Raw genomic sequence first — 13,197 nt, forward strand, 5'->3', positions numbered from 1 at the left:
AGTAACAGTTAAATCATACAGTAAAAATGAAAGACAAATACCATCAACTTTGCAGCACCGAGAAAAGCATTCCCATTTTCTCCCGTGACTGGTGGCTCGATACGGTTTGCGGCAAAGACAGATGGGAGGTCTTATTGGTGGAAGAAAAAGGGAAAATCACGGCAGCTATGCCGCTTTACATTCCACAACGGAATATTATTTCGATGCCTTCCTGCACACAAACGATGGGTCCCTGGTTCGCACCCGAATCCGGTGATACCAAATACACGAGGCATTAGGCAGGCGGCAAACTTTATGCAAACAATTACTGGAAAACCTGAAACCTTATCCGCATTTCCTGCAAAACTTCCATTATAATATTACCGATTGGCTGCCTTTCTATTGGGAGGGTTACCAACAAACTACGCGTTATACATACCTGCTGAAAGGTATTCAGAATGCAGACGCGCTCCGGGAAAACATGAGTCCCAATATCCGCCGGAACATCACAAAAGCAAAAGACAAATATCATATCACTGCTAAGAGAGGTATTTCCATCGAAGAATTCCTGAAAGTACAGGCACAGACATTCGAACGTCAACATACTACGAATAAGGAAGACACGGAAACACTGGTAAAACTGATCAACGTCTGCCGGGAACGAAACCAGGGAGACTTATGGGGAGGATACGACGATCAGGGACGTTTACACGCAGCCGTTTTTATCGTCTGGCAGGAAAGTTCGGCTTGGTATCTGGCAGGCGGAGGCGATCCGGCCTTACGGGAATCCGGTGCGCATAGCCTTATATTATGGGAATGTATCCGTTACGTCTCACAATTTACAGACGTATTCGACTTTGAAGGTTCCATGATACCGGGAGTCGAACGCTTTTTCCGAGAATTTGGTGCAATTCAAACGCCTTTCTTCACAATAACCAGAGGAAAACTAAGTTTATTAAATAGAGTCTATTTAAAAATGAAAAGAGTTATAACTCATAATCCATAAGTCCGAATTAGCATGTTAAACAGCTACAACAACATACTGGTCTTAGCCCCCCATACCGACGACGGGGAATTAGGATTGGGAGGAACGATAAGCAAATTGGTAGGATTGGGAAAGAAAGTAACCTATGTCGCTTTCTCTACCGCCCAACAGTCCGTGCCCGAAGGTTTCCCGAAGGATGTCCTAAAAACGGAAGTGAGAAAGGCGACTGCCCTGTTAGGCATATTACCGGAAAATCTTATCATTTACAATTACGAAGTGCGCAAGTTAGGATATGCCCGACAAGAAATACTGGAAGAACTGATCCGCCTCAAAAAGGCGAATAACTTTGATCTGGTCTTCATTCCAAGCCTTCACGATATCCATCAGGATCATACGACAATCGCCCAGGAAGGCTTGCGGGCTTTCAAAAACACGACTTTATTAGGCTACGAACTAATCTGGAACAATCTGACATTCAACACGCAATGCTTCGTCGAACTGAGCCGGGAACACATCCAGGCCAAAGTGAAAGCATTGAAAGCATACGAATCGCAGGGAGCACGCGACTATCTCTCCGAAGAGTTTATCTTTTCGCTGGCTAAGGCACGCGGCGTACAAGCCGGTTGCCCTTATGCCGAAGCGTTCGAAGTCGTTCGCCTGTTCCTGTAAACAGTAAATTGATCATGAGGGACTTTATCAAATACATCATCAAATTTCTGATCGGGGGAGAAAGAGCCGGTACGTTGAGTAGCCTGGTGGGCTACACTTCGGACCCGAACAAGTTCTCCCACTATCGCGTGGTCATCATCCCCTCTCCTTTCTTCCGGGATGAAGTCTACGGGACAGCCGAGTCCATGCCTGGACTGCCGCTAAACGAAATTGAGGTGTTCCCTTATTATTCGGTTCCCCAAAGGTGGAATGGTACGGCGATACATGGGTGGTGCATGCCGACATCGTTGCCAGCGCCTACTTCCTCCTGACACGATATGAAGAGATACGGAAACGGAACGTGCGGGACATACACGGCCGCTTCCCCGGAAAAGAGTCTTTACCTTATAAAGCCGGATTCATTCATCGCCCGATCGTTGACGAATACGGGAAACTGTTGCGCCGCTGGTTACGCCAGGCGCGTGTGCAATCGGCAACCGAGCCGGCTCCACAAATACAAAAAGTATGGCTGACACATGATGTGGACGCTCCTTTCTTTTGCCGGACTTTCCGCAATCTGATACGGGAAACGGTCAAAGGCATCGGATTCGCACAAGCGTGGAAAATATTCTGCGGCCCGTTGCGGGAAGACCCGTTCTACACGTTTCCCTGGCTATTGGAACAAGGAAATGAACTGAAAAAGGCCATCGGTAAAGAACGTTGCGAATCTGTTTTCTTTATCAAATCGGGGGGATCATCCGTTTACGACAGGCCTTATTATAAATTGCACTCAAAAGAGCTGCAAGAGTTGTTGCTCCTCTGCAAAACTGAAAACGGTCGAATCGGCCTGCACACCAGCTACGATGCCGGCAAGACCCCGGCGCTTATTGCTGCTGAAAAGGAACTGTTGGAGAAACAGGCCGGAGGACCGGTTAACTACAACCGCCACCATTATCTGGCTTCATGCGAACCGGAAGATATGGACTGGTTGGAAAAAGCCGGAATAACGGACGATTTCACAATGGGTTATCCAGATGTGGCCGGTTTTCGTCTCGGAACCTGCCGCCCCGTACATTGGATCAATCCGGAAAACAAACGGATCTCGTCGCTCGTCCTCCATCCGCTGACCATTATGGAATGCAGCCTGAACGAACCGGTGTACATGAATCTCAGCTATGAGGAAGCCTTGGCCTACTCCCTACAATTGGCCGGACAAGTAGCAGAGAGCAACGGTGAGTTGGTTTTACTCTGGCATAACGATTCCATTACCGACCGGATCAAACCGAATGTTTCCGTCGACTGGCAACGCAAGCTATTTGCCGCCATCATTGAAGAACTAAAGAAAGCATGAAGATACTGATATTATGTGATATGTTTCCCCCCGCTTTCGGTCCTCGAATGGGGTATTTATGCAAATACATGAAACGGGCCGGATGGACTCCTGTCGTGGTCACCGAGCAGATCGACGACAAGACTTTTTCCTTCCTGCAAGGTGACATACCGGTCACTTACATCAACTTTTTCCATTCGAAAGGAGAGATCCTGCGAAAACTGGAATGGATATTCGTGCTTATTCTGGACTTTCTTTTCCACTATAAAGATAAAAAGATAGCAAAAGCGGCTTCCCGTTTACTGGAAGAGGGCGGTTACGACGGAATACTTTGCAGTACTTACCGGGCCTTTCCTCTACCAGCAGCCAAAGCACTGGCCAAGAAATACCATCTTCCGTTTGTTGCCGACTTGCGTGATATCATCGAGCAATATGCCGCTACCGAATATATTGCCCACAGCTTCCGGCTATTCCCCTGGCTGGATAAGAAAGTTACCACTGCTTTCCGTAACAAACTGCTACGGGACAGGAATGAAGCATTGAAGAAAGCGGATTGCGTCACGACCGTTTCCCCCTGGCACGTAGAGAAACTTAAGGCATACAACCTGCAAACGGAACTTATTTATAACGGCTACGATCCGGAAATCTTTTTTCCCGAACAACACCGGACATCCCGTTTCGTCATAACCTATACCGGCCGTCTGATCAGTCTGGCAACCCGTGACCCGCGCCTTCTCTTTGAAGCCATCGACCGGCTCGACCGGGAAAAGCGCATTTCACCGGAACAGTTTCGGATACAATGGTATGTCGATTCCGAATCGGCAACCATGATAAAGCAGGCGGCGGCATCCTATCCGATCGAACGGTACATGGATTTCTCCGATTATGTCCCGGCATCCGAGATCCCCGGCATCCTGAACCGCAGTTCTATTTTGCTGCAACTGGCCAATAAGTTTTCTTCCGATGGTCCCAAAGGTTTTATGACTACCAAACTTTTTGAAGCAATGGCTGTCGAGAAACCCTTGCTTTGCGTAAAGAGTGACGAAAGTTGCCTGGAATCCGCCATCAACAAAACACATACCGGCTTAGCAGCCCGGACAGCAGATGAAGTTTACCAATTTATCTTGCAACACTATCTCTTCTGGCAGGAAAAGGGATATACGCGCATAGAGGTGGACAGGGAAGCAATCGAACATTTCTCCCGTAAAAGACAAGCGGAGCAATTTATGCGTATCTTTACCCGCCTGAACAGCAAATGACAGACATGGAGAAATACCTGAACATAATCGCATTCAATATTCCCTGGCCGGCCAATTACGGGGGGATTATCGATGTGTACTATAAGATGAGGCATTACGCCAGTGTGGTGTAAAAATCATCCTGCACTGCTTCGAATATGAACGGCCACATTCGCCAGAATTGGAAGCAATGTGTGAGAAGGTATATTATTACAAACGACATACGGGATTACGTACCAACATCAGCCTGCTGCCCTACAATGTGTACAGCCGCAAAGAACCGCAATTAATCGCCAACCTGCTGAAGAACGATTACCCGATCCTGTTCGAAGGACTTCATTGCTGTTATTACATGAGTGATTCCCGGCTGAAAAACCGGATAAAGATATATCGGGAAGCAAATATAGAGCATGATTATTACAATCATCTGGCACAAGCAGAAAGTCATCCGGTCCGGAAATGTTTCTTCCGGATAGAGGCTTGGCGCTTCAAACGATACCAAAAAGTAGTGAGACATGCCGACTTGGTGATCGCCGTATCGACAACCGACACGGATTATCTGCGCCGCCAGTTTCCGGACAAGCGGATCGAATTTATGCCTTGCTTTCACACGAATGACCGGATTACGGTAAAGCCCGGTTCGTCCGATTTCATCCTGTATCACGGCAAGTTGTCGGTTATCGAAAACACCCAGGCTGCCCTGTTCCTGATCCAAAACGTATTCAGCAAACTGAACTGCCGCTGTATTATCGCCGGTATGAATCCGCCCTCTTCCTTATTGAAAGCAGCCGCCCCGTTCCCGAATATCCATATCGAAGCCAACCCGACGGAAGAACGGATGAGCGAACTGATACACGAAGCACAAGTGCATGCATTGGTTACTTTCCAGGCAACCGGCTTGAAGCTGAAACTGCTGAACAGCCTTTTTGCCGGACGGCATACGATGGTAAACAGCCTGATGGTAACCGGTAGCGGCCTGGAACAACTTTGCCATATAGCCAATACACCGGAGGAAATGATCCGTACCTGCCGGGAATTGATGCAGACGGAAATAAACCCGGAATCGGTCGAACAACGGAGCAACGCTCTGTATCCGACCTACTCCAATCAATATCAAGGCGAACGTCTAAACAACTTTATTTATGGAAATTGAAGAATTTAAAAATATAATGGAAAAGTTCATTGAGAAGGTACTTAATTGTGATTTTAACAAATTGCCTATCAGTGACTACAATAAGCAGTATCTTGCACACATAACGCCAGTAATATCCTATTATAAAGACATTTACATTAGGACTTTATTCATCAGTGTTTTAGCCCTCAAAAAAGACCATAAAGACCTGACTATAGTCGACTACGGGGGCGGATGTGGCTTTTTAAGTCTGCTACTGAAAGCTATCAATGTCAAACAAGTCATATATATCGACCGAAATCCGCAATCTGTTATCGCGGTCAGAGAGATCAGTCGTGCATTGGACCTGGCTGGACCGGACGTAATCATTTGCGGCGATTCTCCCGACCTGGTAAAGTGGTGTAAAGAGAATCAGGTAAAACCCGAACTGTTGATCGCGATCGACGTAATCGAACATATATACAATCTTCGCCGCTTCTTTGCAGACCTGACATCCATCAACGAAGAGCTGGGCATGGTATTCACAACCGGCTCCAATCCGATGAATATCCGGAAAAAGAGACAACTATATAAAGAGATGGATATGTATGAAAAAGGGAATATCATCACTCCCAATTATTACACCAAACGTCTGGAATTCATTACCCGGACCTATCCGGATATGCCAGCTGAGAAAGCCCGTGAATATGCCGCCCTCACACGGGGGATGATCTACGACGACATCAAATACTTTATACAATCAAACAATATGGAAGGGACAGGTTCGTACACAATTCCTTCCCTCCAAGACAAGCATAACACATGCGACCCGGAAACAGGCAATTATATGGAACGAATCCTTCCTTTTGAAGAATATGCCCAATACTTGCGGCCTCATGGTCATACTCTTGCTGTTTGTACCGGTCATTATTATACCTCCCGGAAGAATCCTTTGGCAAGAATGTTGGCCCGGATGGCGAACTTTCTACTCGACCATATTGATTTTTTCAGATACCGCCTCTCTCCTTATATCATTTTGGCCGGATTCAAAAGCAGAAGACATGAGTAATTGCACATACTCCTTTTCCCAGTCGGCAGGTTTCAATATTTCGTTATTCCAAAGGAGCAGGTCTATATCAATCGGGATCTGCCCCTTTTCCTTGCTATCCGGCATACGGCCCAAAACCTTTTCCATCTCCTTTAGAGATCGCCTCACCTCTTCCAGACAACAGTCTGTATAGGCTACAACCGCCTGATTCAGGAATAACCCCGAAGCAGGCAACCCGACAGGTTCCGTATAAACAGGCTCCGAAAAATGTATCGGGCAGAAATATCCCCGCAACAACTCACCCGCCGAATGTATATTCGATTCGCAATCCCAATTGGACCCTAAACATAATATCGCTCTATTTCGCATAGTGTATATTAAAGCCTTTTCAAACGCAAAACTAACAAAAAATACCTACAATACGGTATTGACCATATTACCATTTCATACTACCTTTGCGCAAGATTAAAAAAAGATGAGATTATCGGAACTTCGCACAGGCGAAAAAGGGGTTATAGTCAAGGTAATGGGACGCGGAGCCTTCCGCAAACGCATTATCGAAATGGGATTTATCAGGGGGAAAGAAGTCGATGTCATACAAAACGCTCCACTTAAAGACCCAATCCACTATCGTGTAATGGGTTATGACGTCTCTTTAAGACGAAATGACGCAAAGATGATAGAGGTGGTCAGTGCTGCCGAATTTGCAGAAGCCGACACGCTTCAACCGGAAAACCGTTCGGCCGATTCCTATATCCTGCCATCCAACAAAAGCTTGCAGGCCATGGCCATGCACAAAGGAAAGACGATCAATGTCGCATTGGTGGGTAATCCCAATTGCGGCAAAACATCCTTGTTCAACTTTGCTTCCGGCGCGCACGAACATGTCGGAAACTACAGTGGTGTGACAGTCGATGCAAAAGCCGGAACATTCCATCAAAACGGATATACGTTTAAGATTGTAGACCTGCCGGGGACTTATTCGTTGTCGGCTTACACGCCGGAAGAACTTTACGTCCGCAAACATCTGAACGAAGAGCAGCCGGACGTAGTCATCAACGTAGTCGACGCATCCAACCTCGAACGCAACCTGTACCTGACCTGCCAACTGATCGACATGGATATGCGTATGGTAATCGCTCTCAATATGTACGACGAGCTGGAACGCCATGGTAATAAATTCGATCACGAATCGCTCGCACGCATGATCGGTACGCCGATCGTCCCGACAGTCAGTAAAACCGGTTTTGGCATAGAAGATCTTTTTAATCGGGTCATCAAAGTGTATGAAGAGGAAGACCCGGTGCTCCGCCATATCCATATCAACTATGGCGATGTGTTGGAAAAGGCCATTTACAGTGTAAGACATGAATTGAAACTGAATGGGAACGTCTCAAAAAGCCTTTCCAAACGATACCTTTCTATCAAACTCCTTGAAGGCGATCCCGAAGTCGAATCGTTTGTAAAAGCATTACCCGGATCCGAAACCGTCATACAGGAACGTGACCGCTGCGCAGCACAAATCGAAACACTCCTGAAAGAAGACTGCGAAACAGCTTTCACGAACGCCCGTTACGGATTCATCTCCGGTGCGCTGCGCGAGACATACGAGCCAAACAAGATACATGAAGCAACCAGCACACAGATCATCGACCTTTTTGTCACTCACAAAGTCTTAGGTTTCCCGATCTTTATCCTCTTCATGTGGGTTATGTTTGAAGCGACTTTCCGTGTCGGCGAATACCCGATGGGATGGATCGAGTCGCTCGTAGGCTGGATCAGTGAGTTTGTACGAGGCAACATGAGCGAAGGACCGCTGAAAGACCTGTTGGTAGACGGCATAATCGGAGGTGTGGGAGGTGTCATCGTATTCCTGCCCAACATCCTGATACTCTATGCATTCATCTCCTTTATGGAAGATTCGGGCTACATGGCACGTGCCGCTTTCATCATGGATAAAATCATGCATAAGATGGGGCTGCACGGAAAATCGTTTATTCCGCTTGTAATGGGGTTCGGTTGCAACGTTCCGGCCATCATGGCATCCCGTACGATCGAAAGCCGGAATAGCCGGATGATAACCATGCTGGTCAATCCGTTAATGAGTTGTAGCGCCCGTCTTCCGGTTTACGTCCTTCTGACGGGAGCTTTCTTCCCACAAACGGCAGGAACAGTGATGCTGATCCTCTACTCTTCGGGTATCTTGCTGGCTGTCCTGATGGCGCGTTTATTCAAGCGTTTCCTTTTTAACGAGGAAGACGTGCCGTTCGTAATGGAGCTTCCCCCCTATCGTATGCCGACAGGAAAGTCTATCGTGATCCATATGTGGGAAAAAGCCAAACAATACTTGCATAAGATGGGAGGCATCATCCTGATCGCATCCATCCTCATCTGGTTCCTCGGCTATTTCCCGCGCCACTCGGAAGGCGGAGACATTTTCGACAAACAAATTGCAGAAATAGAACAATCCGAAACAAACGAGGAAAAGAGAACAGAAGCGATAGACGAACTGGAACGTCTGAAGTCGATGGAGCATCAGCAAAATTCCTATATCGGACGTATCGGCCAAACGATACAGCCCATACTTCATCCGTTAGGCTTCGATTGGAAAATGAGTGTCAGCCTGCTGACTGGTATGGCAGCCAAGGAGGTTGTTGTCAGCACATTGAGTGTTTTATATACCGGAGAATCAGACGACGAACAGGTTCTTACCGAGCGCCTGAAACAAGACCGGAATGCAGAGGGCGAACCGGTGTTCACGCCTCTGATTGCATTGAGTTTCATGCTCTTTGTTCTGATCTATTTCCCTTGTATCGCAACCATTTCTGCGATCGTGAACGAATCGGGGTCCTGGAAATGGGGGCTCTTCGTGATTGCCTATACTTGTACGCTGGCATGGGTTGTCTCATGCCTTGTCTACCAGACAGGACATTTCTTTATGAATTTATTCGGATAAACAACAAAACATTTCACCATGTGGCAAGAAATAGCAATTATCATCATTGGTCTCATCGTCCTCTTGTATATAGGCAGGAAAATATACAAGCTGTTGGCCCATCCTCCCAAAGCCGGTGATCCGTGTTGCGGATGTACGGGATGTAACCTCAAGGATGTAAAAAAAATCAAGGATCAAAGGACATGTTAAAAATACTATAAGAGCAAGATTTATAGAGTAATTGTTATATCTTTACGAAACAATAATTAACGGTTCGATATGGCTAAGAATGTAAATTTCAGCTGGATTTATTTTATCCTCGTTTGTTGTTTCATTAGTTGTTCTTCGGAAGAAATAGAAGAAGAAATTTTAACCTATGCATTAAAATCAGAATCACTATTTATCGAATCATCATTGGACATACCAAGAAGAAGCGAAGGGGATATTATACAGATCAGAGAAGATCTCCTTCTATTAGTGTACACAAAATTTCACGGAGATTTTTATGATCACAGCCCGGCAACGTTAGTTAAGCGTATCTCTACAGACAGAGGAAAAAGTTGGTCTGAGGAAGCTGAATTTATAAACCGGGAAAATAGTTTAAATGTCATGTCAGCCTCCCTGTTGAAGTTAAGCAACAATACAATCGCCCTGTTCTATCTTGTAAAAAACAGTAATACGGATTGCTATCCTGTTGTCAGGTTTTCCAATGACGACGCTGAAACCTGGTCTGAGCCGATAGCATGTATCAAGCCGGAAAGTGGATATTTCGTAATGAATAATAGCCGGGCAATTCAATTATCGACGGGACGAATTGTAATCCCTGTATCCAAACATTCTTTTCAGGATGGAGTATTCCAAGGGAACGGCACAATCTACTGTTACTATTCTGATGACTTAGGAAAAACCTGGCATCAAGGTAACTCTGTTCCTTCTGCTCAAAAAGGTTTGATTTTTCAAGAACCGGGAATCATAGAATTGCTAAATGGAAATATCCTGATGTATATCAGGACAAATTGGGGATGGCAATACTATTCATATTCGAAAGACAAAGGGTATTCCTGGAGCAAAGTAACATCCAGTACCCTCCAATCACCTTTGTCGCCAGCTTCAATTGCCAGAAATCCATACACGGATGCTCTTGTCGCTGTTTGGAATATGAGTAATGAAGAGCGGATGCCTCTCTGTGTTGCAGGATCTATGGATGAAGGCCAAAGCTGGAAAAGAAAGTCCATCCTTGAAAATAAAAAAGGATATTCAGCTTGTTATCCTGCCATTGAATTTTTATCAGCAAATGAAATGCTTATCTTATATAGTATAGCTGAAAAGGAAAAAATGGGGCTGGGCAGCTTAAAAATTGGTGTATACAAAATATTAAGCAGATATGTCAAAACTAAAGATACACCATTCTATTTAAATTATCGTATCATGAAAATTGTATATTGTATTTCCGACCATTCACGGGCTGGAGGAACAGAACGAACACTCTCCATCCAAGCAAATCATTTTGCAGAACATGGACATGACGTACATATTGTGACAACAGAGATTCCTCTACGGGAAAAGCCGGCATTCGAATTCTCCGATAAAATTAATTTCCATAATCTCAACATATGTTACGAGGCAGTTAATAACTCCATGTCTCCGGTGAAGATATGGAATCGGATACGGAAAGGAAAGGAGCATAAACGCAAGTTAAATGAGCTCTTGCATGTATTGCGACCGGATTTTACAATCTCCCTATTTGATCACGAACTCTCTTTTCTTCACTCGTTAAAAGACGGGAGCCTGAAAATATTGCAATATCATTTTTCCCGCTATTCGCGTGCTATTGAACTCAAATATAACGGGGCCCTACATATCAGAAGTGGTTTGCTTTAACGAAAGAATGGCGTAAACAATCATTTATCAACCATTATGATGCATTTGTAGTATTGACAAAAGAAGATGCGAAAGATTGGAAAAATATCCGAAATCTATATGTAATCACCAATGCAATATCCTTCATACCTGAAAAAGGTTCCACTTGCCTGAACAAACAAGTAATCAGTGTAGGACGGCTAACCGTGCAAAAAGGATATGACATGCTACTGGAAGCTTGGAACAAAGTGGTTCAAAAGCATCCGGACTGGCAACTTGCCATCTATGGGCAAGGAGAAGATTACGCGAAATTACAATCAATTATCCAGCAATATGCGATTGGCGATTCCGTACATATTTTTCCACCGACACGTGACATTGCCGACAAGTACTTGAATGCCTCTATTTATGTAATGAGTTCCCGCTACGAAGGTTTTCCAATGGTTCTACCGGAAGCAATGGCATGCGGTTTGCCATGCGTAAGCTTTGCAGCACCTTGTGGTCCTTCAGAAATTATATCACAGGGAGAAGATGGCTTTATTACACCGGTCGGTGATATTCAAGCTTTATCAGAAAAGCTGTCTCTTCTTATGGGTGACGAGCCTCTCCGTTGCCGGATGGGAGAAAAAGCCAGATCCAACATCATGCGCTATTCCGTTGAACAGGTCATGGGACAATGGGAGAATTTATTTAATAAACTATTGAATTCCAAGTCGTAATAAATAATCATAAGCATTAAGAGTATGAAATGTATTTTATTTGTTGATTGTGATAGAGAAGAAGTACAAACCTTTTCAGAAGCCATCTCTTCTGTTTTGAAAGAAGAGTGCACAATCAAAGTTGCACGCAGTGATTATGGACAAAAAAATAAACTTATCAATATATTCCGCTATATCAAATACTTTATGGCTCCCTTACTATTCTTTTTAAGTAGGGAAAAATGCGACCTGTTGTTGGGATGGCAACAATTTTATGCTTTAAACATGGCATTCTATTGCAGACTGTTTAAAGTCAAGAAATCCACTAAAATCGTTGCTCTGAATTTCACTTACAAAAGAAAGAAAGGATTCTTAGGTTCCATTTACTATAAATACATGAAGTACTGCGTAGATAATATCTATTTGGATTTTATGCATGTACCAAGCTATAACTATGTTGAAAGCTGTAGCGAAGAACTGGGTGTCGATAAAAGCAAATTCATCGTAAGAGGGTTTGGTGTTCCTGACTTATTTGATAATTGGAAACAATCAAAGGTCGATTGTTCCGACTATAGTTTGACCATTGGACGCTCAAACAGGGATTTCGATTTTCTGGTATCGGTTTGGGGTACTCCCTGTCTGGAAAAACACAGATTGGTAATTATCAGTGATACCTACATGCCTAAAAAGGAATTGCCCAAGAATGTCATCTTAAGGGACGATATCACAGGAGATGAACAATTTCCTTGGATTGCCAATGCCGATTTGGTAATAATCCCGATTAACGATGGGACCATATGCTCCGGAGACACCGTCTTGCTTAATAGCATGATGTTGAAAAGAACCACTATTGTTACAACGCCAAGCACATTGCAAGAGATGTACATAAAAGATGGATATAACGGCGTCGCAATCGCAAAAGATATAGATTTATTTGCACAACAGGTCTGTGAGTTTCTATCAGATGATAAGAGACGAAATGAGATAGGTGAAAATGCGAGAAAAATGTATTTGGAAAATTTTTCCCGATATGCTATGGGAAGACAGATTGCCGAGTTTTTAAAGAAGCACCTCGGATATTAAGTTTTACAGATGCAGTTCCAAGAAAAAGTGAATCAATAATGGGTAAACACCGGTCCTCTATTGCATGTTACGGCTGTATTCCTTTCATGTCACAACTGTCTTCCTTCTATGTTACAATTGGATTTCTTTTGTTTCACGGCTGTGACATGAATAGCGGGTAGGTATGGAGGAGGCACACATTCCGCATCGTTCATTCTATCTGCCGGGTGATTCATTCCTTTACGGCACTATAGCCCCATGAAGTACTGCAATACCATTTTACAACCGATCCTGACGAGTCAG

10 protein-coding genes and 2 pseudogenes are annotated in these 13,197 nt (G+C 44.6%); 11 read left to right on the forward strand and 1 reads right to left on the reverse strand.

All coding sequences use genetic code 11. From position 1 onward, the window contains the following. Positions 1-26: 26 nt before the first annotated feature. The 7 genes and pseudogenes from DW083_RS23670 (at position 27) to DW083_RS16545 (ending at position 6,360) form a co-directional block, all read left to right on the forward strand. Positions 27-985 (forward strand): annotated as a pseudogene (locus DW083_RS23670) (GNAT family N-acetyltransferase). A 12-nt stretch (positions 986-997) separates the two neighbouring features. After that, positions 998-1,633 (forward strand): PIG-L deacetylase family protein, encoded by a 636-nt coding sequence (locus DW083_RS16525; RefSeq protein WP_122333135.1) that lies wholly within the window; start codon positions 998-1,000, stop codon positions 1,631-1,633. 14 nt (positions 1,634-1,647) lie between these two features. Beyond that, positions 1,648-1,944, forward strand: coding sequence for a hypothetical protein (locus tag DW083_RS23045; protein WP_233552248.1), 297 nt, complete (start codon positions 1,648-1,650; stop codon positions 1,942-1,944). Next, positions 1,878-2,963, forward strand: coding sequence for a polysaccharide deacetylase family protein (locus DW083_RS16530; protein WP_233552249.1), 1,086 nt, complete (start codon positions 1,878-1,880; stop codon positions 2,961-2,963). The genes DW083_RS23045 and DW083_RS16530 overlap by 67 nt, the downstream gene beginning before the upstream one ends. Next, entirely contained in the window at positions 2,960-4,201 is a 1,242-nt protein-coding gene (locus DW083_RS16535) for a glycosyltransferase (protein ID WP_122333136.1), read from the forward strand. Before DW083_RS16530 ends, DW083_RS16535 begins: the two co-directional genes overlap by 4 nt. A 5-nt stretch (positions 4,202-4,206) precedes the next feature. Then, positions 4,207-5,333: pseudogene (locus DW083_RS16540) on the forward strand (glycosyltransferase family 1 protein). Then, positions 5,323-6,360, forward strand: coding sequence for an SAM-dependent methyltransferase (locus tag DW083_RS16545; RefSeq protein ID WP_122333137.1), 1,038 nt, complete (start codon positions 5,323-5,325; stop codon positions 6,358-6,360). The pseudogene DW083_RS16540 and the gene DW083_RS16545 overlap by 11 nt, the downstream one beginning before the upstream one ends. On the opposite strand, the gene DW083_RS16550 is transcribed toward DW083_RS16545, so the two are convergent. Beyond that, positions 6,277-6,708, reverse strand: a complete 432-nt coding sequence (locus tag DW083_RS16550; protein WP_122333138.1) for a 2-amino-4-hydroxy-6-hydroxymethyldihydropteridine diphosphokinase — start codon at positions 6,706-6,708, stop codon at positions 6,277-6,279. The genes DW083_RS16545 and DW083_RS16550 overlap by 84 nt on opposite strands. Positions 6,709-6,814: 106 nt before the next feature. Between DW083_RS16550 and feoB the strand changes: the two genes are divergently transcribed. From feoB to DW083_RS16575, 4 genes are all read left to right on the forward strand, one after another. Then, positions 6,815-9,295: a ferrous iron transport protein B gene (gene feoB, locus DW083_RS16555; RefSeq protein ID WP_122333139.1), complete on the forward strand. Its 2,481-nt coding sequence runs from the start codon at positions 6,815-6,817 to the stop codon at positions 9,293-9,295. Positions 9,296-9,553: 258 nt separating this feature from the next. Next, positions 9,554-11,155, forward strand: coding sequence for an exo-alpha-sialidase (locus DW083_RS16565; protein ID WP_122333141.1), 1,602 nt, complete (start codon positions 9,554-9,556; stop codon positions 11,153-11,155). Positions 11,156-11,208: 53 nt separating this feature from the next. Then, positions 11,209-11,853, forward strand: a complete 645-nt coding sequence (locus DW083_RS16570) for a glycosyltransferase family 4 protein (protein ID WP_158582128.1) — start codon at positions 11,209-11,211, stop codon at positions 11,851-11,853. 24 nt (positions 11,854-11,877) lie between these two features. Further along, on the forward strand, positions 11,878-12,915 hold the full coding sequence (locus DW083_RS16575) for a glycosyltransferase (protein WP_122333143.1): 1,038 nt from the start codon (positions 11,878-11,880) through the stop codon (positions 12,913-12,915). Positions 12,916-13,197 lie beyond the last annotated feature (282 nt).

This window comes from Parabacteroides sp. AF48-14 (genome assembly GCF_003477465.1).
Taxonomy (GTDB): Bacteria; Bacteroidota; Bacteroidia; order Bacteroidales; family Tannerellaceae; genus Parabacteroides; species Parabacteroides acidifaciens.

What these genes read in the sequence shown, in the direction of transcription:
- DW083_RS16525 (WP_122333135.1), top strand. Translation starts at nt 998, where the DNA reads ATGTTAAACAGCTACAACAACATACTGGTCTTAGCCCCCCATACCGAC.
- DW083_RS23045 (WP_233552248.1), top strand. Translation starts at nt 1,648, where the DNA reads ATGAGGGACTTTATCAAATACATCATCAAATTTCTGATCGGGGGAGAA.
- DW083_RS16535 (WP_122333136.1), top strand. Translation starts at nt 2,960, where the DNA reads ATGAAGATACTGATATTATGTGATATGTTTCCCCCCGCTTTCGGTCCT.
- DW083_RS16545 (WP_122333137.1), top strand. Translation starts at nt 5,323, where the DNA reads ATGGAAATTGAAGAATTTAAAAATATAATGGAAAAGTTCATTGAGAAG.
- DW083_RS16550 (WP_122333138.1), bottom strand. Translation starts at nt 6,708, where the DNA reads ATGCGAAATAGAGCGATATTATGTTTAGGGTCCAATTGGGATTGCGAA.
- feoB (WP_122333139.1), top strand. Translation starts at nt 6,815, where the DNA reads ATGAGATTATCGGAACTTCGCACAGGCGAAAAAGGGGTTATAGTCAAG.
- DW083_RS16565 (WP_122333141.1), top strand. Translation starts at nt 9,554, where the DNA reads ATGGCTAAGAATGTAAATTTCAGCTGGATTTATTTTATCCTCGTTTGT.
- DW083_RS16575 (WP_122333143.1), top strand. Translation starts at nt 11,878, where the DNA reads ATGAAATGTATTTTATTTGTTGATTGTGATAGAGAAGAAGTACAAACC.